The 26,089-nt window shown below is 63.0% G+C and carries 26 protein-coding genes and 1 tRNA gene; 15 read left to right on the forward strand and 12 right to left on the reverse strand.

Translation table 11 applies throughout. The features are described from left to right. Nucleotides 1-2: 2 nt before the first annotated feature. Both H040_RS19865 and H040_RS19870 read right to left on the reverse strand, forming a co-directional pair. The gene (locus tag H040_RS19865; protein ID WP_027918260.1) at nucleotides 3-1,856 is read right to left on the reverse strand and encodes an Lnb N-terminal periplasmic domain-containing protein; all 1,854 of its coding nucleotides are present in this window, start codon (nucleotides 1,854-1,856) and stop codon (nucleotides 3-5) included. A gap of 71 nt (nucleotides 1,857-1,927) precedes the next feature. Next, nucleotides 1,928-2,416, reverse strand: coding sequence for a DUF3015 domain-containing protein (locus H040_RS19870; RefSeq protein ID WP_027918261.1), 489 nt, complete (start codon nucleotides 2,414-2,416; stop codon nucleotides 1,928-1,930). Between the two features lie 251 nt (nucleotides 2,417-2,667). On the opposite strand from H040_RS19870, the gene H040_RS19880 reads away from it, so the two are divergent. From H040_RS19880 to H040_RS19900, 5 genes are all read left to right on the forward strand, one after another. After that, nucleotides 2,668-5,106, forward strand: coding sequence for a Lon protease family protein (locus H040_RS19880; RefSeq protein ID WP_027918262.1), 2,439 nt, complete (start codon nucleotides 2,668-2,670; stop codon nucleotides 5,104-5,106). A gap of 162 nt (nucleotides 5,107-5,268) precedes the next feature. After that, nucleotides 5,269-5,607, forward strand: coding sequence for a PA4575 family protein (locus tag H040_RS19885; protein WP_027918263.1), 339 nt, complete (start codon nucleotides 5,269-5,271; stop codon nucleotides 5,605-5,607). A gap of 108 nt (nucleotides 5,608-5,715) precedes the next feature. Then, nucleotides 5,716-6,204 (forward strand): TIGR00645 family protein, encoded by a 489-nt coding sequence (locus H040_RS19890; protein WP_003247486.1) that lies wholly within the window; start codon nucleotides 5,716-5,718, stop codon nucleotides 6,202-6,204. A gap of 238 nt (nucleotides 6,205-6,442) precedes the next feature. Further along, entirely contained in the window at nucleotides 6,443-6,748 is a 306-nt protein-coding gene (locus H040_RS19895; RefSeq protein WP_027918264.1) for a DUF6482 family protein, read from the forward strand. An 85-nt stretch (nucleotides 6,749-6,833) separates the two neighbouring features. Further along, complete coding sequence (locus H040_RS19900) at nucleotides 6,834-7,451, forward strand: FKBP-type peptidyl-prolyl cis-trans isomerase (RefSeq protein WP_027918265.1); 618 nt, start codon at nucleotides 6,834-6,836, stop codon at nucleotides 7,449-7,451. Between the two features lie 157 nt (nucleotides 7,452-7,608). Here H040_RS19900 and H040_RS19905 read toward each other — a convergent pair whose 3' ends face one another. From H040_RS19905 to H040_RS19920, 3 genes are all read right to left on the reverse strand, one after another. Beyond that, a complete protein-coding gene (locus tag H040_RS19905) occupies nucleotides 7,609-7,854 on the reverse strand; it encodes a PA4570 family protein (RefSeq protein WP_027918266.1) in 246 nt (81 codons plus the stop codon). A gap of 81 nt (nucleotides 7,855-7,935) precedes the next feature. Then, nucleotides 7,936-8,277 carry a zinc ribbon domain-containing protein YjdM gene (locus tag H040_RS19910; protein ID WP_027918267.1) on the reverse strand — a complete coding sequence of 114 codons (342 nt, stop codon included), beginning with the start codon at nucleotides 8,275-8,277 and terminating at the stop codon, nucleotides 7,936-7,938. Nucleotides 8,278-8,460: 183 nt separating this feature from the next. Beyond that, nucleotides 8,461-9,429 (reverse strand): polyprenyl synthetase family protein, encoded by a 969-nt coding sequence (locus H040_RS19920; RefSeq protein ID WP_027918268.1) that lies wholly within the window; start codon nucleotides 9,427-9,429, stop codon nucleotides 8,461-8,463. 244 nt (nucleotides 9,430-9,673) lie between these two features. On the opposite strand from H040_RS19920, the gene rplU reads away from it, so the two are divergent. The 5 genes from rplU (at nucleotide 9,674) to H040_RS19945 (ending at nucleotide 13,363) form a co-directional block, all read left to right on the forward strand. Then, a complete protein-coding gene (rplU, locus tag H040_RS19925; RefSeq protein ID WP_003247466.1) occupies nucleotides 9,674-9,988 on the forward strand; it encodes a 50S ribosomal protein L21 in 315 nt (104 codons plus the stop codon). Between the two features lie 37 nt (nucleotides 9,989-10,025). Then, on the forward strand, nucleotides 10,026-10,283 hold the full coding sequence (rpmA, locus tag H040_RS19930; RefSeq protein WP_003247464.1) for a 50S ribosomal protein L27: 258 nt from the start codon (nucleotides 10,026-10,028) through the stop codon (nucleotides 10,281-10,283). Nucleotides 10,284-10,471: 188 nt separating this feature from the next. Further along, the gene (cgtA, locus tag H040_RS19935; RefSeq protein ID WP_027918269.1) at nucleotides 10,472-11,701 is read left to right on the forward strand and encodes an Obg family GTPase CgtA; all 1,230 of its coding nucleotides are present in this window, start codon (nucleotides 10,472-10,474) and stop codon (nucleotides 11,699-11,701) included. Between the two features lie 85 nt (nucleotides 11,702-11,786). Beyond that, nucleotides 11,787-12,905, forward strand: a complete 1,119-nt coding sequence (gene proB / locus H040_RS19940; RefSeq protein WP_027918270.1) for a glutamate 5-kinase — start codon at nucleotides 11,787-11,789, stop codon at nucleotides 12,903-12,905. Then, nucleotides 12,902-13,363, forward strand: coding sequence for a CreA family protein (locus H040_RS19945; protein WP_027918271.1), 462 nt, complete (start codon nucleotides 12,902-12,904; stop codon nucleotides 13,361-13,363). Before proB ends, H040_RS19945 begins: the two co-directional genes overlap by 4 nt. A 141-nt stretch (nucleotides 13,364-13,504) precedes the next feature. Here the strand turns inward: H040_RS19945 and mksF are convergent, their stop codons facing one another. The 3 genes from mksF to mksB are packed head-to-tail and all read right to left on the reverse strand — an operon-like array spanning nucleotide 13,505 to nucleotide 18,307. Beyond that, nucleotides 13,505-16,336: an Mks condensin complex protein MksF gene (mksF, locus tag H040_RS19950; protein ID WP_027918272.1), complete on the reverse strand. Its 2,832-nt coding sequence runs from the start codon at nucleotides 16,334-16,336 to the stop codon at nucleotides 13,505-13,507. Next, the gene (mksE, locus tag H040_RS19955; RefSeq protein WP_027918273.1) at nucleotides 16,333-17,040 is read right to left on the reverse strand and encodes an Mks condensin complex protein MksE; all 708 of its coding nucleotides are present in this window, start codon (nucleotides 17,038-17,040) and stop codon (nucleotides 16,333-16,335) included. Before mksE ends, mksF begins: the two co-directional genes overlap by 4 nt. Beyond that, entirely contained in the window at nucleotides 17,030-18,307 is a 1,278-nt protein-coding gene (mksB, locus tag H040_RS19960; protein ID WP_027918274.1) for an Mks condensin complex protein MksB, read from the reverse strand. The genes mksE and mksB overlap by 11 nt, the downstream gene beginning before the upstream one ends. 301 nt (nucleotides 18,308-18,608) lie before the next feature. Between mksB and H040_RS19970 the strand changes: the two genes are divergently transcribed. Together H040_RS19970 and rimI are read left to right on the forward strand one after the other, a co-directional pair. Then, nucleotides 18,609-19,397: a hypothetical protein gene (locus H040_RS19970; protein WP_027918275.1), complete on the forward strand. Its 789-nt coding sequence runs from the start codon at nucleotides 18,609-18,611 to the stop codon at nucleotides 19,395-19,397. Beyond that, complete coding sequence (rimI, locus tag H040_RS19975) at nucleotides 19,394-19,849, forward strand: ribosomal protein S18-alanine N-acetyltransferase (protein ID WP_025337640.1); 456 nt, start codon at nucleotides 19,394-19,396, stop codon at nucleotides 19,847-19,849. Before H040_RS19970 ends, rimI begins: the two co-directional genes overlap by 4 nt. A 54-nt stretch (nucleotides 19,850-19,903) precedes the next feature. Here the strand turns inward: rimI and H040_RS19980 are convergent, their stop codons facing one another. Continuing rightward, a complete protein-coding gene (locus H040_RS19980; RefSeq protein WP_027918276.1) occupies nucleotides 19,904-21,061 on the reverse strand; it encodes a hypothetical protein in 1,158 nt (385 codons plus the stop codon). A gap of 67 nt (nucleotides 21,062-21,128) precedes the next feature. Between H040_RS19980 and H040_RS19985 the strand changes: the two genes are divergently transcribed. Beyond that, nucleotides 21,129-21,713 (forward strand): D-Ala-D-Ala carboxypeptidase family metallohydrolase, encoded by a 585-nt coding sequence (locus H040_RS19985; protein WP_027918277.1) that lies wholly within the window; start codon nucleotides 21,129-21,131, stop codon nucleotides 21,711-21,713. On the opposite strand, the gene H040_RS19990 is transcribed toward H040_RS19985, so the two are convergent. Further along, nucleotides 21,653-22,567 (reverse strand): LysR substrate-binding domain-containing protein, encoded by a 915-nt coding sequence (locus tag H040_RS19990; protein ID WP_027918278.1) that lies wholly within the window; start codon nucleotides 22,565-22,567, stop codon nucleotides 21,653-21,655. The genes H040_RS19985 and H040_RS19990 overlap by 61 nt on opposite strands. Before the next feature lie 187 nt (nucleotides 22,568-22,754). Between H040_RS19990 and H040_RS19995 the strand changes: the two genes are divergently transcribed. Continuing rightward, nucleotides 22,755-23,366: a LysE family translocator gene (locus H040_RS19995; protein ID WP_027918279.1), complete on the forward strand. Its 612-nt coding sequence runs from the start codon at nucleotides 22,755-22,757 to the stop codon at nucleotides 23,364-23,366. A 64-nt stretch (nucleotides 23,367-23,430) separates the two neighbouring features. On the opposite strand, the gene H040_RS20000 is transcribed toward H040_RS19995, so the two are convergent. Both H040_RS20000 and H040_RS20005 read right to left on the reverse strand, forming a co-directional pair. Beyond that, nucleotides 23,431-23,507 (reverse strand) — tRNA-Met (locus tag H040_RS20000). 95 nt (nucleotides 23,508-23,602) lie between these two features. Continuing rightward, nucleotides 23,603-24,535 (reverse strand): FecR family protein, encoded by a 933-nt coding sequence (locus tag H040_RS20005; protein WP_027918280.1) that lies wholly within the window; start codon nucleotides 24,533-24,535, stop codon nucleotides 23,603-23,605. 181 nt (nucleotides 24,536-24,716) lie between these two features. On the opposite strand from H040_RS20005, the gene H040_RS20010 reads away from it, so the two are divergent. Beyond that, nucleotides 24,717-25,928, forward strand: a complete 1,212-nt coding sequence (locus H040_RS20010) for an MFS transporter (RefSeq protein WP_027918281.1) — start codon at nucleotides 24,717-24,719, stop codon at nucleotides 25,926-25,928. Nucleotides 25,929-26,089: the final 161 nt, after the last annotated feature.

Genomic DNA, 26,089 nt, shown 5'->3' on the forward strand with positions numbered 1-26,089 from the left:
CCTCAATAGTGATACCACTTCACTTCGAGCATCACTTCATTCTGCGCTGTCGCCAGGTGGCTGAACTGGCGCGAAGCACTTAACCTCAGCCCCAGGTTCTGGCTGATCTCCCACTGCTGGTTCAGGCTCACACTGCGCCGCACCTCGCCATTGGTGAAGTAATCACCCTTGGCTTCCAGCGTCATGTTGCCCAGGCCGTTGCGCCACAGCAACCCACCGTTGAACCCCGTCGCCGGGGCGATGAACTGGGCGAAGTCGTTGTGGTGTTCGACCCGCAGCGTGCCCAGGGCAAAGCCCAGCAAGCCATCGGCCAGTTGCCAGGTGCCGCCGGCGCCGCCGTTTACATGGCTCACCAGCACCTCGTCGTCGTGTTTGCCAGGCACCCGCTCCAGGCCTCCGGCTACTTGCCAGGACCAAGGCTTGAGCAACGCGTTGCGCGGCGTCAGCGAGCGGATAGTGGCCAGGTCCAGGCGCTGTACCTGCCAGTCGTTGCCTTCGTATTGACGCACCTTGAGCTGCAGAATCTCGATCTGCGCGCCCAGCGGGAAGCCATAGGCGTTGTCGTTGAGGTCGTGGTAGGCCATGCGCAGGCCATATTCGGCGTAGGCGCGGTCTTCACGGGTACCGACGCCCAGCTGCCAGGTGCGCGAGTCATGGCCGTCCTCGGGCAAGCCAGGGCGCTCGATCTGCAACGCTGGCGGCGGGTTGCTGTTGATCGCCCGCAGCAGCTCGAAGCTGCGCTTGGCCTGGCCAGGGTCGCGCTCCTGGCCGTTGGCCCGGTAGCGTTCCAGGCGGTAAGCGGCATCCTGCACCAGCGCCTGGCGCTCGCGGGGCAGGGCTTTGAAATCGGCACTTTGCAATTGCGCGGTATCAGCACTGACGGCCAGTACCTGGCGCTTCTCGTCATGGTCCAGCGGCTCGGCCCGGGCCAGCAACTCGCGTTCGCGTGACGGGCGGTAGGTTTCGCTGGCGACCAGGCCAGACTGCTTCACCGCTTTTACCGTGTCGGTGGGGATGGCGGTGAGCGGGAACTGTGAGGTCAGGTCCAGGCTCGGCCGCGCCACTTGCAACAGCTCCAGCAGCCGGTAGGAGCAGTTTTCGTCGAAGAAGAAATAATCGAACTGGATCTGCTTCAGTTCCCAGACGTGCTCGACCATGCGCCCGGTTTCTTCCGGCGTCAGGTCCAGCTGGTATTCCCACAGGTCGCGGTTTTCCAGGCTGCGGTACTCGGAGAGCTTTTCCTGGTAAGGCATCAGCGCGAACAGGCCTGGGTAGCCACCCATCAGGCCCTTCCAGGCATACAGGATGCTGTTGTCGCTGCCTTCGATGTAGGCGCCAAAGTTGATTGCGTAACTCAGCAGCGTGGTGTCGTCGCTGCGGGTGGTGGACTGGTCGATGCGCAACAGGGTATGGCCGAACATCGATGACGGGCTGTTCAGGTAGGCCGCCGGGAAAATCAGCGCCGCGCTGTGCGGGTCGATCGACTGGTACCAGGTCTTGAATTCCTGGCAGTCCGGCTGCGGCAGGCCTTGCAGGCCGAGCTGTTCACGCAGCCAGCGGGTGCGCGCGGGGAATACGCACTGGGCGTGCTTGTCACCCAGGCTGGCAGGTGCATACAGCGCTTCGACGGTGGCCTTGAGCTCCTGGTCGGGATGGTGCGCACCGTCCTCGGCGAGGAAGAAGGCGTCATCGTCCACATAGCTGCGCCAGCCACCGAGCTTGGCGGTTTCATAGTGGCCCAGGGCAATCCAGTAAGGGGTATTGGCCAGTTGCTGGATACGGCCTGGGTCCAGCACGGGCATGGCATGTACGGGGGCGCAGGCACACAGCGCCAGGGAAGCGAGGCGTTTGAGCATATCGGGCAACTACTTCTTGACGATGCCGAAAAAGGCGAAACCCGCCCCGTGAGGGGCGGGAGCAGCTGCACTCAGGCCTCGGTAGCGTATTTGGCCAGGCGTGGGTCGTTCTTCAGAACAGCCAGGGTGTTGCTGTGGACTGTTTCGGCAGTCACGTCGGCGCTGTTGAAGATCTGGTTGAAGTGCTGGTGGGTGACCGAGGCGAAGTAGCCGCGATCTTCCGGCGCCACACCGAGGACCACGGCGTAGGTGGTCAGGGCTTCGCCCTGGCCCATGGCCATGTCTTCGGACAGCTCGTTCATCATGCCGTTCATGGCGAACCAGGACTTGCCGCCGTAGGTCAGCGAAGCCTTGGTGGAGCAGCCGTTGGTACCGGAGGTCATGCCGAAGGTGGCGTTACCGGAGGTACCGTTGGTGGTGGAAGCCAGGAAGTGGGCCGGCGTACCGCGCTGGCCTTCGAACAGCATGTTGCCCCAGCCGCAGTTCGGGCCGCCCGGCGCTTCAGCGAGGGCGTTGAGCGAGACCACGGTGAACAGAGTACCCAGAAGAATCCGTTTCATAGCATTGTTCTCTTTGTCTTAACCAAGGGTCAGGGTTGTCTGGCAACGTGTTGCCAGGTCGGGAAAGCGTTTCACCCACCCGCGCAGCTTGGAGTTTAGGCATGATCTAAAGGTTGCGTTGTTGATTGCGAAAAATTTGCTTGTCCATGTCAGCGTCGCAGCTGCGACATAAAGTCCCGTGGAGCCTTGCAAGGCGCGCGCGGGCAGCGCCAGAATGCTCCGTATCTGCCCCGCCGAAGTAAGGAAACCCAATGCCCGATCCTGTCGCTGCGCGCCTGCGTCTCGCGCCTGAAGCCCTGACCCGGCGTTTCTCCCCCGAGCAGTTTGCCTTTACCAATACCGACGATCTGGAGCCGTTTCGCGGAGTCCTGGGCCAGGAGCGTGCTGTCGAGGCCCTGCAGTTCGGCGTGGCCATGCCGCGCCCTGGTTACAACGTGTACGTCATGGGCGAGCCAGGCACCGGTCGCTTCTCGTTCGTCAAGCGCTACCTCAAGGCCGAGGGCAAGCGCCAGCAAACCCCGGCCGACTGGCTCTACGTCAACCATTTCGACGACACCCGCGAGCCGCGTGCACTGGAGCTGCCTTCGGGCAGCGCGGCCGAGTTCATCAGCGACATGGGCGGGTTGATCGACAACCTGCTGTCAACCTTCCCGGCGGTGTTCGAGCACCCGTCTTACCAGCAGAAGAAGGGCGCCATCGACCGCGCCTTCAACCAGCGTTACGACCGTGCCCTGGATGTGATCGAGCGCGCCTCGCTGGAAAAGGACGTGGCCCTGTACCGCGATGCCAGCAACGTCGCCTTTACCCCCATGGCCGACGGCAAGGCGCTGGACGAAGCCGAATTCGCCCAGTTGCCAGAAGAAGTCCGCGAGCAGTTCCATGAGGATATCGCCCTGCTCGAAGAGCGCCTCAACGAGGAACTGGCCAGCCTGCCGCAATGGAAGCGCGAGTCGAACAACCAGCTGCGTCAGCTCAACGAAGAAACCATTACCCTGGCCTTGCAGCCATTGCTGGCGCCGCTGTCGGAAAAGTACGCCGAGAACGCGGCGGTCTGCGCCTACCTGCAATCCGTGCAGCTCAACCTGCTGCGTACCGTGGTCGAACAGCTGGTTGAAGACAGCAAGACCGACGCTGCTGCGCGCAAGTTGCTCGAAGAGCAGTACGCGCCGAGCCTGGTGGTCGGCCACCACGCTGACGGTGGTGCGCCAGTGGTGTTCGAGCCGCACCCGACCTACGACAACCTGTTCGGCCGCATCGAATACAGCACCGACCAAGGGGCGCTGTACACTTCCTACCGGCAGTTGCGCCCTGGCGCGTTGCACCGCGCCAATGGCGGCTTCCTGATTCTCGAAGCCGAGAAGATGCTGGGCGAGCCATTCGTCTGGGACGCCCTCAAGCGCGCCCTGCAATCGCGCAAGCTGAAAATGGAGTCGCCGCTGGGCGAGCTGGGGCGTGTCGCCACGGTCAGCCTGACGCCGCAGATGATCCCGCTGAACGTCAAGCTGGTGATCATCGGTTCGCGCCAGCTGTACTACGCGCTGCAGGATCACGATCCGGACTTCCAGGAGATGTTCCGGGTGCTGGTCGACTTCGACGAAGACATGCCGATGGTCGACGAGAACCTCGAGCAGTTTGCCCAGCTGCTGCGCACCCGCACCAATGAAGAAGGCATGGCACCGCTGACCAGCGATGCGGTGGCGCGCCTGGCCACCTACAGCGCACGCCTGGCGGAAAACCAGTCGCGCCTTTCGGCACGCATCGGTGACCTGTTCCAGCTGGTCAGCGAGGCCGATTTCATCCGCCAGCTGGCCAGTGACGAGATGACCGACGCCGGTCACATCGAGCGTGCGCTCAAGGCCAAGGCCACTCGCACCGGGCGTGTCTCGCAGCGCGTGCTCGATGACATGCTCGCCGGCATCATCCTGATCGACAGCGAAGGCGCGGCCATTGGCAAGTGCAACGGCCTGACCGTGCTGGAAGTCGGCGATTCGGCGTTCGGCATGCCAGCGCGCATTTCCGCCACCGTCTACCCGGGCGGCAGCGGCATCGTCGACATCGAACGCGAAGTCAACCTCGGCCAGCCGATCCACTCCAAGGGGGTGATGATCCTCACCGGGTACCTGGGCAGCCGCTATGCCCAGGAATTCCCCTTGGCGATTTCCGCGAGCATCGCCCTGGAGCAGTCCTACGGCTATGTCGATGGCGACAGTGCCTCGCTGGGCGAAGCGTGCACGCTGATCTCGGCGTTGTCGCGCACGCCGCTCAAGCAGTGCTTCGCCATTACCGGTTCGATCAACCAGTTTGGTGAAGTGCAGGCGGTGGGTGGGGTCAACGAGAAGATCGAAGGCTTCTTCCGCCTCTGCGAGGCACGCGGCCTGACGGGCGAGCAGGGGGTGATCATTCCGCGCGCCAACGTCGCCACGCTGATGCTTGACGAGCGCGTGCTGCAGGCAGTGGAAAACGGCATGTTCCATGTCTATGCCGTAAGCCAGGCTGACGAGGCGCTGAGCCTGCTGGTGGGCGAGGAGGCCGGGGTGCTGGACGACAAAGGCCAGTTCACCGAGGGCAGCGTCAATGCCAGGGTGGTCGAGCGCCTGCGTGAGATTGCCGAAATGATCGGCGAGGAAGAAATCGAGAAGGCAGAAAAGGAACGCCTGGAAGAGGTGATTGCCCAGGCCAAACCGGCCTGAGTCAATAAAACGGCGCTGGCGGCCATGTGCTACCGTTCAGCGCCGGTTTTCCATCTTTTTGTGCTGTTCTTCTATGCTGGAACTTAAGGACGGTATCAGGGTTCAGGATGGAAACAGCCTGGTTTTCAGGCTGAACAGGGCTTATTGGAGGGGGACGCGGCCATGCGCAACCTCAGCCTTACTCGCCAGTGCCTGGGCCTGGTGACCCGTATCGAATGCAGCATCCGCCCACTGGCCGGCGACAATGGCATGTGGACCTTGCTGTTTGCCGCCGGCATGGCCGGTGAACAACCATCGGCGATCAAGGCCCAAGGGCCGTTCCATGGGCCGATGGTTGCCGAGTCCGTGCTCAGTGCCATCGTCGACAGCCTGACCCTGCATGGGTACCAGGTAGCCGATGATCCACAGATCTGGTGCCTGCACTTGCAGGCTCAGTTGCGCCGGATCAACGGCGAGCGTTGTCGGAACCTGGGGGATTACCAGTTCCACCCTGAAACCTGAATACACATTCCTGGCGGTGCGGCATCCAGCCGCAGGCTTTTGCTGTCACAGGTGGCTGGCTATACTCGCGGCCGATTTTCCAGTCACCTGACGAGTCCAAAACCCTCCATGGAACGTATTCTCGAAAACGCGATGTATGCTTCGCGCTGGCTGCTCGCTCCCATCTACTTCGGTCTGTCCCTGGGCCTGCTGGCCCTGGCGCTGAAGTTCTTCCAGGAAGTTGTCCACGTCCTGCCCAACGTCTTCGCCCTGAGCGAGGCCGATCTGATCCTGGTCATCCTGTCGCTGATCGACATGTCGCTGGTTGGCGGCCTGCTGGTCATGGTGATGATTTCCGGCTACGAGAACTTCGTGTCGCAGCTGGACATCGACGAGAGCAAGGAGAAGCTCAACTGGCTGGGCAAGATGGACTCTTCGTCGCTGAAGATGAAGGTAGCCGCTTCGATCGTGGCGATTTCTTCCATCCATCTGCTGCGGGTGTTCATGGATGCGCAGAACATCTCCACCGATTACCTGATGTGGTACGTGATCATCCACATGACCTTCGTGGTCTCGGCCTTCTGCATGGGCTACCTGGACAAGCTGACCAAGCACTGACGGCTGGCGCACTCCTTGTAGGAGCGGCCTTGCGTCGCGAAAGGGCCGCAGTGCGGCCCCGGCTATCTGTTGCGAAGTTGAAAAACCGGGCTGCTGCGCAGCGTTCGCGACACAAGGCCGCTCCTACAGGGCGTGCGCAACGTCGAACTGACGAGCGGCGTCAGGAATGCCTTGTGCAATTTCTGCATCCGTACAAAAAATGAGCACTCATGCGTGGTTCCCAAAGCGAGGTGCTCTCATGAACCTGCATCAGCTCAATACCGAGGCCAGGGCCGGCCATGTCGACGAAGTGAACCTGATCGCCATCGAAGGCGGCGACTACCTCCTGGAGGCCCGGGTCAAAGGCCATCCCCATCCCCTGTCCGATACCCGCGGTGAACGCTTGCGCGTGCACTCGGTGGAGGATGCGCGCAAGCTGCTGCAGACCATCCCGATGGTGTCGATGAACCTCGTGCACTGGTCGGTGCAGGACGAGATGTGCGGCATGGGCACGCACCCGCAAGAAGACCTGAAGGTGCCGATTTCCCAGCGTTCGGCCTGGTAGCTGCTCGCGGCGCCCCAGTGTGCTAGGCTGCTCGCCCTTTTCATCAAGGGCGCGGCTGCACTGCGCCCTGCAGTGGAGCACGATAATGTCCGAACTCAACCTGTCTACCGACGAAACTCGCGTCAGCTACGGCATCGGCCGTCAGCTGGGCGGCCAGCTGCGTGACAACCCGCCACCAGGTGTAAACCTGGAAGCCATCCTGGCCGGCCTGACCGACGCCTTCAACGGCGCCGACAGCCGCGTCAGCGAAGCCGACCTGTCGGCCAGCTTCAAGGTCATCCGCGACCTGATGCAAGCCGAAGCTGCCGCCAAGGCTGAAGCCGCTGCTGCCGCTGGCAAGGAATTCCTGGCCGAGAACGCCAAGCGTGACGGCATCACCACCCTGGCTTCGGGCCTGCAGTTCGAAGTGCTGACCGCAGGTGAAGGCGCCAAGCCGACCCGCGAAAGCAACGTGCGTACCCACTACCACGGCACGCTGATCGACGGCACCGTGTTCGACAGCTCCTACGACCGTGGTCAGCCGGCTGAATTCCCGGTTGGTGGCGTGATCGCTGGCTGGACCGAAGCCCTGCAGTTGATGAACGCCGGCAGCAAATGGCGCCTGTACGTGCCAAGCGAGCTGGCCTACGGCGCTCAAGGCGTAGGTAGCATCCCGCCGCACAGCGTGCTGGTGTTCGACGTCGAGCTGCTCGACGTTCTGTAATACCGCTGGGGCCGCTTTGCGGCCCATTCGCGGGCAAGTCGGGGCGCCGAACCGCCGCTCCCACAGGTATCGCACAAGGCCTGAATCCTCTGTGATACCTGTGGGAGCGGCGGCTCGGCGCCCCGACTTGCCCGCGAAGAGGCCGGCGCTGCCAGCCTCAATTCCAGTCTGATCCCCCAGGGCGCAACGCCCGCGCATAGCAGAACAGAAACAAATTCCGCACCAGCTCCTTGAGCACCACTGGCTCACTCGAATTCAGCCCGTCCAGATCCAGGTCTCCCTGGTCGCGCAGCTCGTCCAGTGCTTCTTCTTCGAGCACCGCGCACACCTCACCGGTTTCCCGGTGGAGGATGCGCAGGTAAGGGTGGGGGCGGTCCAGCCAGGCGTCGATCAGATAAGTCATGGCTATTCTCCTTGGAAAGCGGTTCCAATGAGAATAATTCTTATTATCAGAATAGCAAGCGCCAATTGGCGGATTTTGTAATCAGACCTTACGCACGAATTCCGACTTCAGCTTCATGGCGCCGATGCCGTCGATCTTACAGTCGATGTCGTGGTCGCCGTCGCACAGGCGGATGTTCTTGACCTTGGTGCCGACCTTGACCACCAGGGACGAGCCCTTGACCTTGAGGTCCTTGATCACGGTAACGGTATCGCCATCCTCCAGGACGTTGCCGACCGAATCCTTCTTCACCACGTCATCGCTGGCGGCTTCGGCTTCGCCATTGGCCGACCACTCGTGGGCGCACTCCGGGCAGATGAGCTGGGTGCCATCCTCGTAGGTGTATTCGGAGTTGCATTTTGGGCAGGGAGGCAGAGTGCTCACTTCGGATCCTTAAAACAGACGGGCGGTTAAAAGCCCACATTGTATGAGGTTTTGCGCTCGAAGTGTTTTTGTCCGGACAAAAGCTTCGCGGGCAAGCCCGCTCCCACAGAATCTGCGCGGCCATCGAGGCTTGTGCAGTGCCTGTGGGAGCGGGCTTGCCCGCGAATAAGGCGATTCGGTCTGTCAGTGAGTACGCGCGACGGCAAACTCGCTCAGCTCGACCAGCGCATCCCGGTATTCGCTGGCTGGCAGCACTTCCAGGCAAGCGATGGCACGCTTGACGTAGTCACGCGCCAGCTCGGCGGTGTACTTCAGGGCGCCCGAAGCCTCGACGGCTTCGCGAATCTGCTCCAGGTCCTCCAGGCCACCTTTCTGAATCGCCTTGCGCACCAGTGCAGCCTGTTCAGGCGTGCCTTCACGCATGGTGTAGATCAGTGGCAGGGTAGGCTTGCCTTCGGCCAGGTCATCGCCGACATTCTTGCCCAGGGCTTCAGCATCGCCTTCGTAGTCGAGCAGGTCGTCGACCAGCTGGAAGGCCACGCCCAGGTGGTCGCCAAAGGTGCGCAGGGCTTCGCGCTGCTCTTCGCTGGCTTCGGCCAGCGCTGCGGCGCTGTGGGTCGAGGCCTCGAACAGCATCGCCGTCTTGCCGCGGATGACGTCCATGTAGACCTCTTCGGTGGTGCTGGCATCGCGTACCCGCGACAGCTGCAGCACTTCGCCCTCGGCGATTACCCGGGTGGCCTTGGAGAGGATCTGCATGACCGGCATCGAGCCCAGTTCGACCATCATCTCGAACGAGCGCGAATAGAGGAAGTCGCCTACCAGCACGCTTGGCGCGTTGCCCCACAGCGCATTGGCGGTGGAACGGCCACGGCGCATGCCAGACATGTCGACCACATCGTCGTGCAGCAGGGTGGCGGTGTGCAGGAATTCGATGGTCGCGGCCAGCAGGCGCAGGTCGGCGCCCTCGCGGCCCAGGGCCTTGCCGCACAGCAGGACCAGCAGCGGACGCAGGCGCTTGCCCCCGGCAGAGGTGATATAGTCGCCGATCTTCGATACCAGCGGCACGCGCGAGGTCAGCTGCTTCTTGATGATCTCGTCGACGGCGCTGAAATCTTCAGCTACCGCGCGGTAGAAGGTTTGGGGTTGCATCGGCTGCTCCAGTGAGGTTGCGCGGCATGCTAGGTCGCGGGTTCCGGTGTGTCAAGGCGCGGTGCCGGCCGCCCGGGGCCGGGACTTGCAAGCAAAACCTGGGTTGCGTACAATCGCGCACCCTAACTTCCTGGGCAGCACCTGCCTTACGCAATTGCACAGGGCCGTTCCAGCCCCATGCAGCCATGCCAGCCAATACTCATCATATAAAGCGCTGGGTGAGCAGGATTATCGGAGAAATACCATGTCTTACGCAGTAATCGTTACCGGCGGCAAGCAGTACAAAGTCGCTGAAGGTGAATTCCTCAAGATCGAAAAACTGGAAGTCGCCACTGGCGAATCCGTGACCTTCGATCGCGTTCTGCTGGTTGCCAACGGTGAAGAAGTCACCATCGGCGCACCAGTCGTCGCCGGCGCTAAAGTGGTTGCCGAAGTCGTTTCGCAAGGCCGTCACGACAAGGTTCGCATCATCAAGTTCCGTCGTCGTAAGCACCACATGAAGCGTATGGGCCACCGCCAGTGGTTCACCGAGATCAAAATCACCGGTATCCAGGCTTAATCGCCCGGTTCCCCTGAATTTATTTGGAGATTGAACCATGGCTCACAAGAAGGCTGGTGGTAGTACTCGTAACGGTCGCGACTCAGAATCGAAACGCCTTGGCGTGAAGATGTATGGCGGCCAGGTTATCAAACCAGGCAACATCATCGTCCGTCAGCGCGGCACCGAATTCCACGCTGGCTACGGCGTTGGCATGGGCAAGGATCACACCTTGTTCGCCAAGATCGAAGGCGTGATCAAGTTCGAGAAGAAAGGCGAGTTCATGCGCCGTTACGTGAGCATCGTCGCCGCTTAATCGCGACGTCGCTCCAGAAGCCCCGTCATGCGACGGGGCTTTTTCGTTTGTGGTGAGCCTCTTGCAAAGCTGTTTGTATGGGCTGCCGGCGTGGGTTTCTTCGGTCGTACGGGGCCGCCGCGCTCATTTTTGCAAGAGCCTCAGGTTTTTCAGTATTCAACTCGCCCGCAGGCGAGAGGCGGTTTCCAATGAAGTTTGTTGACGAAGTATCCATTCGGGTCAAAGCCGGTGACGGCGGTAACGGTTGCATGAGCTTCCGCCGCGAGAAGTTCATCGAGAACGGCGGCCCCAACGGCGGCGACGGTGGTGACGGTGGCTCGGTGTACATGGTGGCCGACGAAAACCTCAACACCCTGGTCGACTATCGCTACACCCGTCACCACGAAGCCCAGCGCGGCTCCAATGGCGGCAGCACCGACTGCACCGGCAAGAAGGGCGATGACCTGTTCCTGCGCGTACCGGTCGGCACCACGGTGATCGACGCCTCGACCCAGGAAGTGATCGGTGACCTGATCACCCACGGGCAGAAGCTGATGGTCGCCCAAGGTGGCTGGCACGGCCTGGGCAACACCCGTTTCAAGTCCAGCACCAACCGTGCGCCGCGCCAGACCACGCCAGGCAAGCCGGGTGACCAGCGCGACCTGAAGATGGAAATGAAGGTATTGGCCGACGTTGGCCTGCTGGGCCTGCCAAACGCCGGCAAGAGCACCTTCATCCGTTCGGTTTCGGCGGCCAAGCCGAAAGTGGCCGACTACCCGTTCACTACCCTGGTGCCAAACCTGGGCGTAGTCAGCGTCGACCGCTGGAAGAGCTTCGTCATCGCCGACATCCCTGGCCTGATCGAAGGCGCTTCCGACGGTGCCGGCCTGGGCATCCGCTTCCTCAAGCACCTGGCGCGTACCCGCGTGCTGCTGCACCTGGTGGACATCGCCCCGCTGGACGAAAGCAGCCCGGCCGATGCCGCTGAAGTGATCGTCAACGAGCTGACCCGCTTCAGCCCGTCGCTGGCCGAGCGTGAGCGTTGGCTGGTGCTGAACAAGGCGGACATGGTCATGGACGACGAGCGTGATGAGCGTGTTCAGGAAGTGATCGATCGCCTGGAGTGGGAAGGCCCGGTCTACGTGATCTCGGCTATCTCCAAACAGGGCACCGACAAGCTCAGCCACGACCTGATGCGCTACCTCGAAGACCGCGCCGACCGCCTGGCCAATGACCCGGCCTACGCTGAAGAGCTGGCCGACCTCGACCGGCGCATCGAAGACGAAGCCCGTGCCCAGCTGCAGGCCCTGGACGACGCCCGTACCCTGCGTCGCACGGGTGTCAAGAGCGTGCACGACATTGGCGACGACGACGATGCCTGGGACGATGATTTCGAGGACGACGAAGACGGCCCGGAAATCATTTACGTGCGCGACTGATCGGTTGCAGTACACTAAACGCCGCTCTCAGGAGCGGCGTTTTTGTATCCACGGTATCTACAGATTCGACATAGGTTGGAAGAAGATGCGAAGCAAGGTGACGGGCGCCAAGCGCTGGGTCGTGAAGATTGGCAGTGCCCTGCTGACCGCCGATGGCAAGGGCCTCGACCGCAGCGCCATGGCCGTATGGGTCGAGCAGATGGTCGCGCTGCGTGAAGCAGGCGTGGAGTTGGTACTGGTCTCCTCCGGGGCCGTGGCTGCCGGCATGAGCCAGCTGGGCTGGACTTCGCGACCGAGTGCGATGAACGAGCTGCAGGCGGCGGCCTCGATTGGCCAGATGCGCCTGGTGCAGGCCTGGGAATCGAGCTTCGGCGAGCATGGCAAGCACACCGCGCAGATCCTCCTGACCCACGATGACCTGTCCGACCGCAAGCGTTACCTGAACGCCCGCAGCACCCTGCGTACCTTGGTCGACCTGGGGGTGGTGCCGGTGATCAACGAAAACGACACCGTGGTCACCGACGAGATTCGTTTCGGCGATAACGATACCTTGGCCGCGCTGGTGGCCAACCTGGTGGAAGCCGACCTGTTGGTGATCCTCACCGACCGCGACGGCATGTTCGATGCCGACCCGCGCAACAACCCAGAAGCCCAGCTGATCTACGAAGCCCGCGCCGACGACCCGTCACTCGATGCCGTGGCCGGTGGTACCGGTGGTGCACTGGGCCGTGGCGGCATGCAGACCAAGCTGCGCGCCGCGCGCCTGGCAGCTCGTTCCGGTGCTCACACGATCATCATCGGTGGTCGCATCGAGCGCGTGCTGGATCGCCTGAAGGCCGGCGAGCGCCTGGGCACGCTGCTGTCGCCCGAGCGCGGCATGCTGGCGGCACGCAAGCAGTGGCTGGCAGGCCACCTGCAAACCCGCGGCACCCTGGTGCTCGACGCCGGTGCCGTGCAGGCGCTGCGCGAAGCGCACAAAAGCCTGCTGCCGGTCGGCGTGAAGACCGTGCAGGGCAGCTTCCGCCGTGGCGAGATGGTGGTTTGCGTCGGCCCGGATGGCGTCGAGGTAGCCCGTGGCCTGGCCAACTACAGCGCGCTGGAAGCGCAGAAGATCATCGGCCAGCCGTCCGATCAGATCGAGGCTGTGCTGGGCTACATCGCCGAGCCGGAGCTGGTGCATCGCGACAATCTGGTGCTGGTATGAGCCTGCTCAAGCGGGCGCTCGCCCTGGCAGTATTTGCCCTGCCGATGCTGGCTGGGGCCGAGGAGATCGGCCAGGTTTCCACTGTGTTCAAGTTCCTTGGGCCGAACGACCGCATTGTGGTCGAGGCCTTCGACGACCCCAAGGTCGAGGGTGTGACCTGCTACCTGTCGCGGGCCAAGACCGGCGGCGTGAAGGGTGGTTTGGGGTTGGCGGAAGATCGCGCGGAGGCTTCGATTGCCTGCCGTCAGGTCGGGCCGATCAGCTTCAAGGGTGATTTGAAGGACGGCGAGGAGGTGTTCAAGGAGCGCACCTCGCTGGTGTTCAAGACCATGCAGGTAGTGCGTTTCCTGGACAAGAAACGCAATACCCTGGTGTACCTGGTGTACAGCGACCGCATGATCGAGGGCAGCCCGCAGAATGCGGTGACGGCTATTCCGATTTTGCCGTGGGCTCACTGAGAGCCTGGTAGATTGCCGGGAGGCCTTCGGCCTCCGTCGCGACACAAGGCCGCTCCTACAGGGAAACGCATACCCCTCTAGGGGCAGCTTTGCCGGGGCGCCGGGCCGGTCGGAGAGGGCCGCAGAGCGGCCCCAGGTTCCTCAGGCCAGCTCCTCGGCCTGATCCTCCCGCACAACCGCTTTCACCTCATCCAGCCGGCTGATGTACTTCCAGTCCGCCTCGTCGATGTAGATGCCGTTCGGCCCGCTGCCCCCTTCCAGGTCGATCGCCACGCGCGCCGATACCTGCGGCTTCACACTCGCCAGAATCGGCACGAAGCCCAGCTGCAGGCTGGTCTCCAGCAGTGCCGCCTGGTTGCGTTCATCGATGTCCGCTGCCTCGTCGAGGTAGTACGGCAGGCGAATGCGCCCGGCCAGGTCACGGTCCATCAAGTGCAGCAACAGGTACATGTTGGTCAGCGCCTTGATGGTCATGGTGGTGCCATTGGACGCCGCGCCGTCGATGTCGGCGTGGATGATCGGCTGGCCATTGACCTTGGTGATCTCGAACGCCAGTTCGAACAGGTCCTTCAGGCCCAGCTGGTTGTGGTTGGCCGCCACCAGCCGCGCCAGGTACTCCTTGGCCTCTTCGTTCTTGTTGTCCTGCTCGGCGCTCTGGGTCAGGTCGAACACCGACAGGGTTTCGCCTTCCTCGTACTGGCCAGCGCTGTGGATGATCTGGTCGATGTGCTTGAGCGCTTCCTTGTTCGGTGCGAGTACCACGCGGAAGCTTTCCAGGTTGGACACCTGGCGCTTGTTGATCTCGCGGTTGAACAGGGCCAACTGGTGCTCGAGGCTGTCGTAGTCGCTGCGGATGTTGCGCAAGGTCCGGGCAATGTCGGTGACCGCGGCGCGGCGCGCCTTGGCCAGGGTCAGGGCCTCGTCGGTGCGGTGCGCGTAAGCATTCACCAGCAGTTGCAGGCGGCGCTCCATGTCGTCTTCGCTGTCGAACTTGGCCACGCCCTTGAGGCGCACCTGGGCGTACAGCGCCTCGATCTGGTTGTCGACGCGTTGCAGGGCCTGCCAGCTGTCCTGGTAGTCGTTGAGCATCGGCAGCAGGTTGTCCATGGAATCGTCGACCGCTTCCATGAACGGCGTGCCGTATGGCAGGTCAGCCGGCAGCAGCTGACGGCGGCGCAGGGCGTCTTCCAGGGTACGTTGCTTGGATTCCAGGTCGCCGATCTGGCGGCCGACCAGCTGCAGCTTGGCCGACAGCTGCTGGACGCGTTCGGTGAAGGCGTCGCTGGAGCGCTTGAGTTCATCCTGGGCGGCTTCCAGCTGCGCCAGTTGCTCCATCTTCTCCGGCTCTTCGGCGCTCAGGGTTTCGCTGCGGCGGTAGTCTTCCAGGGCCTTCTGGGCGTCCAGAACTTCCTGGTACAGCGCTTCGGTCTGAGCCTTGGAGGCGGTGCGGTCGGCGGCGACCTGCTGCTGGGTCTTGAGCTGCTTGAGCTCTTTTTCAAGGCGCTCTTTCTGGTCGCGCAGTGCAGCGCGGTCAGCCAGGGCCTGCAGCGCCGGTGGGTCGATATTGGAGAGGTCGATGGACAGGCCGGGGGCTTCGAAGCGCTCGCCCTTGAAGCCGTCGAGCACGGCCTCCAGGGATTTTACCCACAGGTCGCTGTCGTCCAGTTCGATACCGCGCTCGCCCAGCGGCAGGCTGAACAGCGCGCCGTTGAACAGGCGCATCAGGCGATCGACGTCTTGCTGCGAGAACTCTTCGCGCAGGCGGGCGTAGCTGTTGTTGTCGGCATGGTCGAGCTGCTGCTTGACCTGCTTCAGGCGTTTTTCCAGGTCGCGCACGCGCTCGTCGAGGTCTTCGGCGCTGAATTGGCGCGACTGCGCCAGGGCGCCGGCCAGTTCGTCGTGGGCGTCCTTGGCGGCCAGCAGTTGCTGTTCCAGAACCTTGACGTCATCGACCAGGGCGAAGCGGTGCTTGAGCACCGACAGCTCGCCGAGCCAGCGCTGGATGCCGGTGATTTCACGCTCCAGGCGCATCAGCTCCTGGGTGCCGCCACGCTGGTCGTTCTGCAGGCGGTCCTGCTCTCCACGGAAGTGCTCGGCCTGGATCACCAGCTCTTCCTTGCGCGCCATGGCGTATTCCTGCCAGGTACCCAGCAGGTTGTCGAGCAGTGGCGAAAGGCGGTGCAGCTTGCCGCGCAAGATGTCGCGCTGGGCCACGCCGCCGGCCAGTGCCTCGACCAGCGGGCCGGCCGCGACCAGGGCGTTGTAGTCCTGCTCCATGCGGCGCACGTCGCGGAAGGCTTCTTCGCAGGCGGCGATGTAGTCGACGCTACCCGAGCGCAGGCTGTGCTCGAAGGCGTCGAGGAACAGTTGCTTGAGCTTGGCGGCGGTGATTTCGCGCATGTGCAGCAGGTTGATGAACAGCGCGCGGAAGGTTTTCAGGCTCTGCTCGCTGGTCGAGCGCAGCGGGATCAGGGTCAGGTCCAGCGGGCACGAGGTGTGGCCGCCGACCAGCAGCCGGCGCAGTTCATCGGGCTTGAGCTCATAGGCCTTCAGGCCCAGGCGCTCAAGGTTGGTGAACAGCTCTTTCTGGCGCAGGCAGGTGTCGTTCTTCTGGTAGTGGGCCAGGTCCAGCTCGCCCTTGTAGGCGAAGAACTGGTGGCCGAAACCGCCGCCCGGGCCGCGGCCGACTACGCCGATCACGTGCGGGCCGTGGGGCAGGTTCAGTTCGCAGAGAATGTACGAGGTGTCGCTGGCGAAATAGAAGCGGCGCGACTGCTCCAGGCTGTACTTGCCGAAGCTCATGTCGGACATGCGCGCCAGGATCGGGAACTGCAGGGCGTTGATCGACGCCGATTTACCCAGGTTGTTGGCACCGTAGACCGACAGCGGGTGCTCCAGCGGGAACAGGCCAAGGCTGTAGCCGGCGGTGTTGAGCAGTGCGAAGCGGCGGATGCCGTAGCGTTCCTGGCTCATGCGTCAATCTCCTGTTGCTCTTCGCGGATGGCCCGGGCCAGGGCGTCCTCTTCGCTTTCCTCGCCGTCGAACGGGGTGAGGTCGAGCGGGTCGTCGGTGCGGTTGAGTTGTTCCGGGCTTTCTTCTTCCACCAGTACCGGGGTCGGCAGCGGCAGGTCGCTGTGCAGGCTGGCGGCCAGGTCGCGGTCCTGCTGCACCGACAGGCACACGTCGAGGAAGCGGTGCATCGGTGGCAGGAAGCGGTAGATGCCGCCTTCTTCATGGGCAAAGCCGAGCTGGGTCATGCGGCGCATGATCTTTTCTTCCAGCTCGTCGACAGTCTGCACTTCGGCCTGCAGGAACAGGTCGCGGTACTTGTCCAGCAGCGATGGCAGCTCGTCGCGGCCGATGCTGCCGCCGTCAAGCACGGCCATCGGGTCGCGGCCCTGGTCGGCCAGATGCTCGACGATGATGAAGGTGAACAGCGAGAGGCGCTGGGCGGTTTTGTTGACCTGCGCGGCGGCCTGCTCGGGGACGAAGTAGTAGAACCCGCGGGTGTCGCACACCAGCTCGAAGCCCAGGGCCTTGAACAGGGTGCGGTACTGGTCCTGGAAGTTCGACAGCTGGGCGTACATTTCCGGGTCGCGGCGGCTGACGTGGAAGCCCTTGAACAGCTCGCGGAAGATCGGCGCGAGCTGGGACAGTTCGGAAAGATCAAGATGCATTGGCTGGGCTCGCGTTGGTTTCAGGTTGCGCTTCGCGGCTGGACGTCAGGGCGAACGAGCGCAGGCTGACCAGGTGTTCGTGGGTGGTGTACTCGCGCCGTTCCAGGCGTTCACGCTTGAAGCGCTTTTCCCGCGACAGGCGCGAGAACCAGTACAGCAGTTCGTCGGTGGCGCCTTCGGGCTCCTGGTCCAGCAGCCAGACCATCAGGTCTGGCAGCGGCAGGGCGTCTTCGCAGCGCTCGAGCATCTCTTTGACCGTGCGCGGGGCACGCGGCAGCGGGCCTTTCTGGGTCTTGTGCGCCTTGGGGAACTTGGCCGGCTTCGGCTCGAAGCGGGCCAGGGCATAGACGTAGGCCTCGACCTGGCTGGCGCTGCCGAGGAAGGTGCTTTGCGGGCGGGTGAACAGCGGCATGGCTGCTTGCGGCACGGCGTCGATGCCCTTGCGGCGGATCACCGACAGCGCCAGCGCGGCGCCGCGGGTCACGGCGTTGTGCCGGCGCGCTTCTTCACGCAGCGGCAGCAAAAGTTCGCGGGCGTGGCGCAGGGTCAGCTGGGCGCTGGTCTGCATTTCCAGAATGCGCGCGTGGGTGCGCAGCAGCATGTCATCATCGACCAGGTGGCCGAGGCGCGCCTGCTCGCCGAGCAGCTTCAGCAGCACGGTTTCGACCTTGCGCACGCCTTGTTCGAAGGCGCCGTCGGCGTTCACCAGCTGAATCATCGGCTCGACGTACTCGTCCCAGGTCGCCAGCACTTCAGCGTAGCGCTGGCGCAGCGGGATCTGGCGGTTGCTGGTCTTGGCCCGTTCGGCCACGGCGACCAGCGCCTGCTCGTCGTTGTCGAGCTTTTTCAGCACGTCGCGCACGCGCATGTCGAGCAAGCGCAGCTGGCGCGCCAGGTCGTCGCTGTCGCGGTTGTCGAAGGCATCCTGGATGTGCCCGGCCAGGCGCTCCAGGTGGCGCAGGTAGGCCTCGATCTCCAGGCACAGGCCCAGCCGGTGCTCGCGGCGCAGGTAGGCGAGGAAGTCGTGGATCTGGGCGTTGAGCTCGAAACGGTTCGGGCTCTTGGCCACCGGCACCAGGATATCCAGGCGGATCCACACGTCGAGCAGCTGGGTGATGTCCTGCGGCGTGCTTTCCACCTGCTGGCGGCCCAGTTGCTGGCGCAGTTCCACCAGGCTCAGGGTGCCCTGGTCGAAACGCTCGCACAGCGGCTCGATCAGGGCCCAGTGTTCGGCTAGGGCGCGCAGGACGCGCTTGGGTTCGATCATTGGCGTCTACTCGTTGCCAAGTAAAAAGGGGGCGATTGTACTTCATCCGGGGGGGAGGATTTCACCCCTTGGTCTGTAATGAGGGATAACCTTGGTCCTTGTGCGAGATTTGCTGGCCTCTTCGCGGGTAAACCCGCTCCCACAGGCTCTCTACAGGTTTCGAATACTGTGCAGTACTTGTGGGAGCGGGTTTACCCGCGAAGAGATCGGCCCGGTCAGCAAATTTCCGCCGACCAGTTGCAGCACAGCCCGGCCAACAACGTTAGAATGTGCGACGTTTCAAACCCCGGATCCCCGAGCCTTGCTGACCGAACCCCGCCGCCGCGCCTACCTTTCCGCCATGCAAGTGGTGCATTGGCTGCCGCGCGCCGAACTGCCGTTCGCCGCACCTTCGCGCCCCGAGCTGCTGTTGCCGCCAGTGCCGGTGAAGGAAGCCGATTTCGACAGCCGGCCATCCGTGCCGGCGGCCAGCGAGGCGCCAGCCACGCCCCAGGCCCGTTCCGGCGAGCGCCCGAAAATCGAGATTCCTCGCCCTGGCAGCACGCCGAAGGCAGTTGCCAAGCCGGTCGAAGCCGAGCAAGAGGCGCCGGCGCCACGTCCGGCACCGGTACCGCCGCCGCGTTTCTCGTTGCAACTGCTGCGCGCCGGCAACTGCCTGTTGCTGGTTGAGCTGGCCACGGGGCAGCCTTTCCAGAGTCGGGATCCCTCCTATCTGCTGCTCAAGGACATGCTGCGTGCCGCCGGCTTGCCCGATGCGCCGCAGATCATCGGCGAGCCGGTGCGCTGGCCGCTGCTGGTGCGTGGCAACATGGACCAGGGCCCGGATGCAGCGCGTGATTTCGTCCAGGGCTTTATCCAGGCGCGCCTTGAACAGGCCCCCTGCAGCGTGCTGTGGCTGATCGGCCTGCCGGCCATGCGCTATGCCGCCAGCGCAGACGCTGAAGCCTATTACCAAGTACTGAAGGTCGACGGCCTGGGCGATGCCTGGGTTTTGCCGGGCCTTGAACTGTTGATGGACGAGCCGCAGCGCAAGGCGGACGTCTGGCAAGCGATGCGCCAGCTGATGGCGCGCTGGAAGAGCGTTGAATGAGTGACTCGATCAGTTTCCGCCCGATGACCGAGGCGGATCTGGATGCCGTGCTTAAGATCGAATATGCCGCGTTCAGTCATCCCTGGACTCGGGGCATCTTTCAGGATGCGCTCAAATCCTACGAAGTGTGGTTGATGTTCGATGGCCAGCAGCAGGTGGGCCATGGGGTGATCAATGTGATCATCGATGAGGCGCACCTGCTGAACATCACGGTAAAGCCGGAGAATCAGGGCTGCGGTCTTGGTCTGCGTTTGCTTGAGCACCTCATGGCGCGGGCCTATCAGCTCAACGGGCGTGAGTGCTTCCTCGAGGTGCGGGCCAGCAACCAGTCGGCTTATCGCCTGTATGAGCGTTATGGCTTCAACGAGATCGGCCGCCGCCGTGACTACTACCCGGTCGCCGGCGGGCGTGAAGATGCCCTGGTGATGGCCTGTACTCTGCTTGAGGACTGAGTAACCAGTACTGGCCTCTTCGCAGGCAAGCCCGCGATGAGGCCATCGAGTCGATCACAGCTCCCGCGGCACAACCTCGACCGGCTTGCGCAGGTCCCGCAGGCTTCGGGTCATCTCCCCGGTATTGCACTTGGCCGCCGCCTGCTCCGGCGTGTACTTGCGTATCGTGCGGAAGAACAGCTCGCAGGTCTGCTTCTTCTGCGTCACTTGCCATTTGCTCGAACAGGCATCCAGGGTCATCTTCGGCTCGGCCCCCGGGTTACGCCCCATCCCCGCCTGCCAGCAGGCTGCGGTCAGGTCCTGCCCCATCATCTTCAAGCCTGCCGCATCCGCTGCATCCTGATCGCCTCCATGGCTGTCCTTATCCGCCGCGTACCAGATGGCGCTGGGATGGTTGGAACCGAGCACCGGCACCTGCGCCCCCGGTTGCGGGCTGATGCTGACCAGGCCCAACACGCTCACCTGCGGCCCGTACTGTTGCTGGATCCAGCTGCGCACCGGTGCGCCAAAGGCGACCATCGGCAGGGGTTTGGTGGCGCTTTGCAGGGTCATCTCGCGGACCATGCGCAGTTGGTAGTCCTTGAAATAGCCGTAGGTGCCTGTCAGGGCATCACCCGCGCTGGCCGGGGCGGCAATCGGGGCGATGTCGATGATCGTCTGGAAGGCCGGGGTCTGGCTGGCGTCGATGCCATTGAAGGTCAGCAGTTCGGCCCAGCGGTCGGTGGTGTTGGAGCGCAGGTAGTCCTGGGCTTGAGTCAACGAATAGTCCGGCGGGAAGTGCAGCAGTTCGATGCTGCGGCGGTTCTGCAGGGCCATGCCCAGCGGCAGGAACAGGTACCAGTCGTAGGACCATTTGCCGTCCTTGTTCAGCTGGGTGGCACCGTCATAGGCCAGCTCGCCACTGTCGAGCAGCCTGCGCAGGGGCTCGGCATAGTTAGCGGGTACGTCGCTGATGGTGGCATGCAACCGGCCGTTGTCGCGGCCGACGTGTACCCGAGCCTTGGCATGGCCGTCGCGGCGTACGCTCTGGGTCAGGTAGTGCTCCACGGTCTGCTCCAGCGTCCAGTCGCGGTAACAGATCACGTGGCAGTTGTTGGGGAAGGCGAACAGGCGGGTGACGCGCTGGGCATCGCCCAGGTCGATGCGTGCATCCGCCATGGCCAGGCCGCTGAAGGCGAGGGCGGCGAGGCTCGTTGCGGCAGTCTTGTGCATGCTTAACTCCTTGTAAGTGGCCGCCCGGGGTGGCGGCCGCACTCATACTGGAGCAGGGAGCGTGGGGATGAGAAGAGCAAGCGGGATGCTGCTGGCTGCAGGTGTGCTGTGGAGCACAGTGGCGCTGGCCGACGAGCGTGACCTGTGGATGTTCGCGCAGTGGGCAGGTGACCATCAGACCCGGCCGTTTCGCGAGATGCTGGTGGATGCTCGTCTTTATGGTGTGGTGCCCATCCATCAGCTGCTGCGTTCGGCCTCGGACTGGAAGCTGTGCCATGCCTCGCCGTTCGCGGTGCCGCCTGCCAGTAACTGGCCGGCAGTGCGCTCCACCCTTTCGCTGATCAAGACCCTCGATGAGCAGAACATGCTGCGCCAGTTCGAAGTGGTCTCCGCCTATCGGGATCCCGATCTCAATCGTTGTGCCGGTGGCGCCGTGGGCAGCGCCCATACCCGCGCTTTCGCGGTGGATATCCTGCTGCCGGCCTGGGCCGATCCCAATCCGCTGTGCCGCTTCTGGCAGCAGTACGGCCAGGCTTGGAGCATGGGGTTGGGGCGTTATCCGAGCGGGCGTATCCACATCGATACCGCTGGTTATCGCACCTGGGGTGGTGATGGCAGCGCAGCCTCGTCATTCTGCAGCAAGCCCAGGTGAGTGAGGCAGGCGTGGCTTTCACGCTTCACCCATTCGGCAAAGCGCTGGCGCTTGCCGCCATCGCTCAGTGGTTGGGGGCTGAGCAGGTGATAGGCAGAGCCATCGCGCAGGAAACCGAATGGGGCCTGCAATGGGCCGCTGTCGAGCTCGTCGCGCACCATCAATGCCGAGGCGATGGCCAGGCCCAGGCCGGCGCTGGCGGCTTGTAGCGACAGGTAGAAGTGTTCGAAGTCGCTGCGTTCGTCGTGTATTGCCTGCCGCCCGCTCAGGCGCAGCCAGGTAGGCCATGCGCTGGGGCGAGTGCTGCTGTGCAACAGGCGTTGGCCGTCGAGGTTGTCGCTGCGCGCGCGGCTGACAGGGCCTATCCACTCGTCGCAGATCTTCATGCTGTGCAGCGTCGGCGGCCAGTGGAAATCGTCGCGCCGTAGCGCCAGGTCGACCCCGCCGCGGGCAAAGTCCACCGGGCCTCCGGCAGCCACCAGGTGCAAGTGCAGGTCCGGGTGTGTGGCGTGAAAACGCGGCAGGCGCGGGATCAGCCAGCGCATGGCGATGGTCGGCTCGCAAGACAGCACCAGCACATTGTTGCGTTCCTGCTGCTGCAGGCGCTGCACGGTGCCTTCGAGCTGTTCGAAGATCGCCTGAGTTGTGCCATGCAGTTCTCGGCCGGCGGGGGTGAGGAAGATCGCCCGGTTGCGCCGTTCGAACAGTTCAATGCCCAGGCTTTCTTCGAGCAGGCGTACCTGGCGGCTGACCGCGCCGTGGGTGACATGCAGGCGCTCGGCGGCGCGCACGAAGCTTTCGGTTTCGGCAGCGATATCGAAGTAGCGCAAGGCGGTGAGTGGCGGCAGTTTCATGGCATTCCTTTCAGCCTGACATGACCTGTGGGAGCGGGCTTGACCGCGAAGCGGCCCTGTCAGGCTGTACTTATCTGTCAGGAAAGCTATCAGATATGCTGCACTATAAATCGTTTTTACCGCCTCATCACGCCGTCGATAATCAGCGCATCCGTGCATTTTCATCGATTATCGAAGGCCCTTTCCAATGACCGAACTCATCGCTGTCGCCCTGTTCACCCTGCTTGCCGTCGTCAGCCCCGGCGCCGACTTCGCCATGGTCACCCGCAGCAGTTACGCCCAAGGTCGCAAGGCTGGCCTGGCTGCGGCAGTGGGTATCGCCCTGGGTGTGCAGGTGCATGTGCTGTATACGGTGTTCGGCGTTGCGGTGATCATCAGCCAGAGCCCGGGTCTTTTCCTTGGCATGAAGGTGCTGGGCGCTGGTTACCTGATCTACCTGGGCTACCAGTCGCTGACCAATACGTCCCGCATCGACTTGGAGGGGGGAGGGCAGCAATCAGGTTGGCTGTCGGCACTGCGTACCGGTTTCCTGACCAACGCCCTCAACCCCAAGACCATGCTCTTCGTGATCAGCGCCTACACCCAAGTGGTGCAACCGGGTACAGCGCTGACGCTGGATTTCGCCTACGGCGCATTCATGTCGTTCGCCCACTGGGCCTGGTTCAGCCTGGTGGCGGTGTTCTTTTCCAGTGCGCGATTGCGTGCGTTGATGATCGCAAGGCAGCGCCTGGTCGACCGGGTGATCGGTCTTGCGCTGATCAGCCTGGGGCTGGCCGTGGCGGTCGCCGGGGTGCGCTGAGAGGGAGGGATTTTTTTACAGGCAAAAGAAAAGGGCTTACCTTGCGGTAAGCCCTTTTCAGGTTTGGTGGCTACACAGGGACTTGAACCCCGGACCCCAGCATTATGAATGCTATGCTCTAACCAACTGAGCTATGTAGCCGATGGCGCGCATTATTCCCTTGTGATGGACCTGTGTCAACACTCTTTTTCAAAAAAATTTGCACGCTTTCAAAAACTTAGCGGCCGAGCCCGGTTTCAGCGAACGATCAGCCACTGCCCGAGCACGTCGTAGAGCTGCAAATGCTGCTCGGCAGCCAGCGCGTCCAGGGTCTGGACGGGGTGGTCGAGGTTGAAGTCGCCGTTGACGCGTCGATAAGCGTTCTGCTCATCCATTAGCCAGACCCTTCGGCCTTGGGCGCTGGCCAAGCGTTCGATGACCTGGCCCAGGGGCATTTCGCTGGCATGCAGTTGGCCCGTGCGCCAGGCATCGGCAGTTTTCATATCGGCTTTCTGCACCGGGTTGATTCGCGCCTCGGTGAAGGTCACTCGCTCACCCGCCGACACCATGCGCTGGTCGCCACCCTGGATGACCATGGCCTTGCCATTGAGCACCAGCAGTTCGTCATGATCGCCATGCCGCGCCACCATCAGGCGTGTTCCGAACACCTGGATACGGGCATCGTCCACCTGAACCTCCATGGCGCGCCCGTCGAGCACTACATCCAGGTACACCTGGCCTTGTACCAGGTGCAATTGGCGTGTGCGCCCGCGCAGGTCGACATTCATCGCGCTGGCGCTGCCCAGGTGCAAGGTCGAACCGTCGGCCAGGCGTGTACTGCGGCGCTCGCCGATATCGGTGTGCAGTTCGCTGGCCAGGCGCTGCATCAGCGGCCAATACAGGCAAGCCAGAGCGCCAAGCACAAGCAGGAAAAGTGCGGCCAGCACTTTACTGAAGTAGCTGCGGCGGACCTTGAGCAAGCGCGGCCGAGGACGGGGCGGGGGCACCTGAAGTTGCTGCCAGCAAGCTTCCAGTTCGGCATAGGCGTGTGCATTGAGCGGATCCTGGCACCAACGGCCGAATGCCTGGCGTTCGCCTTCATCGCAGCCGGGCTGGCGCAAGCGGGAAAACCACGCCAGCGCTTCCTGCTGAGGATCGGCTTGAATCGGCGTGGCGGGCATCGGGCTCATGGGTCGGTGTGCTCGCATGAGGGCGGTTTCGCCCAACGATTACGGAGAATTCAGGCCAGAGATGCTAAATATATTGAGAACCATTTACAAGTGCGTGATGTCCGCCAAATAAAAAAGGTAGCTATGTATCTATTTGTTTCCTGATAATCGGATCCCAAACCTGCGGACGGAATTCAAGCCCATGGCCATCAGCAGCACCCCTACCGCCAGCACAGGTTCGGCGAACCAAGCCAATCCGCTGGTAATGCGCATCATCGCCTTCTGCGCCCTGGCGCACCTGATCAACGACCTTATCCAGTCGGTGCTGCCGGCGATCTATCCGATGCTCAAGGCCAATTACGACCTGAGTTTCGCCCAGATCGGCATGATCACGCTGACCTTCCAGATCACTGCCTCGCTGTTGCAGCCTTGGGTCGGTTTCTTCACCGACCGCAGACCGACGCCCAACCTGTTGCCGCTGGGCACCCTGTGCACCCTGGTGGGGATCGTCATGCTGGCGTTCGTCGGCAGCTTCCCGATGATTCTGCTGGCGTCTGCGCTGGTCGGCATCGGTTCGTCGACCTTCCATCCAGAGACCTCGCGTATCGCCCGGCTGGCCTCGGGTGGCCGATTCGGCCTGGCGCAGTCGACCTTCCAGGTTGGCGGCAACACCGGTTCTGCCTTTGGCCCACTGCTGGCGGCGGCTATCGTCATCCCGTTCGGCCAGACCCACGTGGCCTGGTTCGGCGTGGCGGCGCTGTTCTTCTTTGCCGTGACCCTGATGCTGCGCCGCTGGTACAAGGAACACCTGAACCAGGCCAAGGCGCGCAAGGCGGTGCAGGCCACCCACGGTATTTCGCGCGGGCGGGTGATCGCGGCGCTGATCGTGCTCGGGCTGCTGGTGTTCTCCAAGTACTTCTACATGGCCAGCTTCACCAGCTATTTCACCTTCTACCTGATCGAAAAGTTCGACCTGTCGGTGGCCAGCTCGCAGCTGCATCTGTTCCTGTTCCTCGGCGCGGTGGCGGCGGGTACCTTCTTTGGCGGGCCGATCGGCGACCGTATCGGGCGCAAGGCGGTGATCTGGTTCTCGATCCTTGGCGTGGCGCCGTTCACCCTGGTGCTGCCGTATGCCGACCTGTTCTGGACTACCGTGCTCAGCGTGGTGATCGGTTTCATCCTGGCCTCGGCGTTTTCGGCAATCGTGGTCTATGCCCAGGAGCTGGTGCCGGGCAGCGTGGGCATGATTGCCGGGGTCTTCTTCGGGCTGATGTTCGGCTTTGGTGGGATTGGTGCGGCGCTGCTGGGGTACCTGGCTGATTTGCGCGGTATCGAGTACGTCTACGGGTTGTGCTCGTTCCTGCCGTTGTTCGGCTTGTTGGCGGTGTTTCTGCCAAATACCGGTAAGCGCTGATATCGCGGGGGCTGCTGTGCAGCCCTTTCGCGACGCAAGGCCGCTCCTGCATGGGGGCGGGTGCTTGTGTAGGAGCGGCCTTGTGTCGCGATAGGGCCTCGCAGAGGCCCCTGGGCAATTGACGACTCCGCCTGCCTTCGCCTAGAGTGCCGCCTCTCTTT

The organism is Pseudomonas sp. URMO17WK12:I7 (assembly GCF_003269045.1).
GTDB classification, from domain to species: domain Bacteria; phylum Pseudomonadota; class Gammaproteobacteria; order Pseudomonadales; family Pseudomonadaceae; genus Aquipseudomonas; species Aquipseudomonas putida_J.

What these genes read in the sequence shown, in the direction of transcription:
- H040_RS19865 (WP_027918260.1), bottom strand. Translation starts at nt 1,856, where the DNA reads ATGCTCAAACGCCTCGCTTCCCTGGCGCTGTGTGCCTGCGCCCCCGTA.
- H040_RS19870 (WP_027918261.1), bottom strand. Translation starts at nt 2,416, where the DNA reads ATGAAACGGATTCTTCTGGGTACTCTGTTCACCGTGGTCTCGCTCAAC.
- H040_RS19880 (WP_027918262.1), top strand. Translation starts at nt 2,668, where the DNA reads ATGCCCGATCCTGTCGCTGCGCGCCTGCGTCTCGCGCCTGAAGCCCTG.
- H040_RS19885 (WP_027918263.1), top strand. Translation starts at nt 5,269, where the DNA reads ATGCGCAACCTCAGCCTTACTCGCCAGTGCCTGGGCCTGGTGACCCGT.
- H040_RS19890 (WP_003247486.1), top strand. Translation starts at nt 5,716, where the DNA reads ATGGAACGTATTCTCGAAAACGCGATGTATGCTTCGCGCTGGCTGCTC.
- H040_RS19895 (WP_027918264.1), top strand. Translation starts at nt 6,443, where the DNA reads ATGAACCTGCATCAGCTCAATACCGAGGCCAGGGCCGGCCATGTCGAC.
- H040_RS19900 (WP_027918265.1), top strand. Translation starts at nt 6,834, where the DNA reads ATGTCCGAACTCAACCTGTCTACCGACGAAACTCGCGTCAGCTACGGC.
- H040_RS19905 (WP_027918266.1), bottom strand. Translation starts at nt 7,854, where the DNA reads ATGACTTATCTGATCGACGCCTGGCTGGACCGCCCCCACCCTTACCTG.
- H040_RS19920 (WP_027918268.1), bottom strand. Translation starts at nt 9,429, where the DNA reads ATGCAACCCCAAACCTTCTACCGCGCGGTAGCTGAAGATTTCAGCGCC.
- rplU (WP_003247466.1), top strand. Translation starts at nt 9,674, where the DNA reads ATGTCTTACGCAGTAATCGTTACCGGCGGCAAGCAGTACAAAGTCGCT.
- rpmA (WP_003247464.1), top strand. Translation starts at nt 10,026, where the DNA reads ATGGCTCACAAGAAGGCTGGTGGTAGTACTCGTAACGGTCGCGACTCA.
- cgtA (WP_027918269.1), top strand. Translation starts at nt 10,472, where the DNA reads ATGAAGTTTGTTGACGAAGTATCCATTCGGGTCAAAGCCGGTGACGGC.
- proB (WP_027918270.1), top strand. Translation starts at nt 11,787, where the DNA reads ATGCGAAGCAAGGTGACGGGCGCCAAGCGCTGGGTCGTGAAGATTGGC.
- H040_RS19945 (WP_027918271.1), top strand. Translation starts at nt 12,902, where the DNA reads ATGAGCCTGCTCAAGCGGGCGCTCGCCCTGGCAGTATTTGCCCTGCCG.
- mksF (WP_027918272.1), bottom strand. Translation starts at nt 16,336, where the DNA reads ATGAGCCAGGAACGCTACGGCATCCGCCGCTTCGCACTGCTCAACACC.
- mksE (WP_027918273.1), bottom strand. Translation starts at nt 17,040, where the DNA reads ATGCATCTTGATCTTTCCGAACTGTCCCAGCTCGCGCCGATCTTCCGC.
- mksB (WP_027918274.1), bottom strand. Translation starts at nt 18,307, where the DNA reads ATGATCGAACCCAAGCGCGTCCTGCGCGCCCTAGCCGAACACTGGGCC.
- rimI (WP_025337640.1), top strand. Translation starts at nt 19,394, where the DNA reads ATGAGTGACTCGATCAGTTTCCGCCCGATGACCGAGGCGGATCTGGAT.
- H040_RS19980 (WP_027918276.1), bottom strand. Translation starts at nt 21,061, where the DNA reads ATGCACAAGACTGCCGCAACGAGCCTCGCCGCCCTCGCCTTCAGCGGC.
- H040_RS19985 (WP_027918277.1), top strand. Translation starts at nt 21,129, where the DNA reads ATGAGAAGAGCAAGCGGGATGCTGCTGGCTGCAGGTGTGCTGTGGAGC.
- H040_RS19990 (WP_027918278.1), bottom strand. Translation starts at nt 22,567, where the DNA reads ATGAAACTGCCGCCACTCACCGCCTTGCGCTACTTCGATATCGCTGCC.
- H040_RS19995 (WP_027918279.1), top strand. Translation starts at nt 22,755, where the DNA reads ATGACCGAACTCATCGCTGTCGCCCTGTTCACCCTGCTTGCCGTCGTC.
- H040_RS20005 (WP_027918280.1), bottom strand. Translation starts at nt 24,535, where the DNA reads ATGAGCCCGATGCCCGCCACGCCGATTCAAGCCGATCCTCAGCAGGAA.
- H040_RS20010 (WP_027918281.1), top strand. Translation starts at nt 24,717, where the DNA reads ATGGCCATCAGCAGCACCCCTACCGCCAGCACAGGTTCGGCGAACCAA.